The organism is Blautia sp. HCP3S3_D9 (assembly GCF_052063845.1).
Lineage (GTDB): Bacteria > Bacillota > Clostridia > Lachnospirales > Lachnospiraceae > Blautia_A.
Window position 1 is genome coordinate 1 of the sequence record NZ_JBQHWS010000256.1, and the last position, 1,728, is coordinate 1,728.

1 protein-coding gene is annotated in these 1,728 nt (G+C 45.0%); it reads left to right on the forward strand.

Annotated features, from left to right (window positions below; translation table 11 throughout):
* Positions 1-364: 364 nt before the first annotated feature.
* Entirely contained in the window at positions 365-1,660 is a 1,296-nt protein-coding gene (locus tag ACTNES_RS20695) for an IS110 family transposase (RefSeq protein ID WP_441040557.1), read from the forward strand.
* Positions 1,661-1,728: the final 68 nt, after the last annotated feature.

Consider the following 1,728-nt stretch of genomic DNA (forward strand, 5'->3'; position numbering starts at 1 on the left):
TTCAAACTTCCAAACATGCCGGGCGGCATGCTCTCCTTTCGTCGTTCCTGCCTTCCGGCGCAAACAATGCATGAATCCAGCCAGTTTACAGTTTATTCTTTTTCCCTTCCATGCTATACTTCCTATAAGGGCATCAGTATACTACAGAGCACGGCGTGGTGAGTGGCGAAAGACCATCTTATCCCGAAAACTTATTTGTGCCGTCATCCTTTTCAAGCACAAACAATTGAGACCTCGAGTCCGTACACTTATCATTTAAGATGGCAGAACCCTTGTGTTCTGAGATAAGTCTTTTCGCTTGGATGACAGTCAATGCTGATGTCCTCTTTTTATGCTCTTATCACTTTGCAAAAGGAGGACTCTTATGGATATTCAGCAATTCGAAGTAATCCGTCCAAAATGTGCAGGTCTTGATGTACATAAAAAATCGGTTGTTGCCGCTGTCTGTACCTCTGATCCTGTCACTTTGACGGCCTCATACAAGACAAAAGTCTTTAACACCACCAATTCAGATATCGCTGCCTTGCGCGACTGGCTTCTCGCACAGGACTGCCGCGATGTCTGTATGGAATCCACTGGTAAATACTGGATTCCCATTTTTAATATCCTTGAACCGCACATGCATGTCGTCCTCACACACCCCAAATATGTGAAAGCCATCAAAGGCAAAAAAACCGACAAGCGTGATGCGAAATGGATCGCTAACCTGTTCCGCTTTGATATCGTCAAAGCCTCTTTTATTCCCCCGGCAGACATCAGGGCTCTCCGTGAACTGTCCCGTTACCGTTTGAAACTTTCTTACATGCGTACAGCAGAGAAGAACCGTTACCAGAACAGCATGACGATTTCACGCATACGGATCGACTGTGTCCTAACAGACCCTTTCGGCCTTTCTGCCACCCGTATCATGGATTACCTGATTTCCGATGAACCCTTTGATGAAGAAAAATGTCGTTCTCTGATCGACCACCGGGTAAAAGCTTCCAAAGACGAAGTCATGGATACTGTCCACGGATACCATATCCTGGAAGAACAGAAATTCAAAATGACCCATGCAAAATCCCACATTGATTTCATCAACAAATCCATTGATGAGATTGAGGCAGAACTCTTTCTCCGAAGCCGCCAATATGATGAGCAGATTAAACGGATTGCAACGGTTACCGGCATCACGGAACTGTCCGCACTGTTCATCCTTTCGGAGATTGGTACTGACATGTCCGTCTTTGAGTCCGACAGGCATCTGTGTTCCTGGGCTGGACTTACCCCTGCGAATAACGAGAGTGCCAACAAGAAAAAATCTACCAGATGTTCCAAAGCGGGACAATATTTGAAACCTCTGCTCGTTCAGTGTGCCCTTGCAGCTGTAAAAAGTAAGAAAGAACCTTATTTTGCAATCAAGTATCAACGTCTCACAAAACGCCGTGGCAAGAAAAAAGCAATCATTGCCATTGCAAGAATGATGCTTACCAGCATTTACCATATGCTGTCAAACAACGAAGATTTCCATCCGGATGACTACGAAGCCACTGTCAATCCACGGAAACAGAAACCAGTTGTTCTTACTCTTGATAACACCCTTCAGTTCCTGAGAGAGCAGGGAGCTGACCCGGAAACATTAAAACTTATACAGCAGCAGTGTGCTGCACAAGCCCAATAAGCTTTAAAAAAAGACTTTTTCCACCAAGGGGAAAGTGCGCCCAAAATTCAAGTTATGGATTCACACTT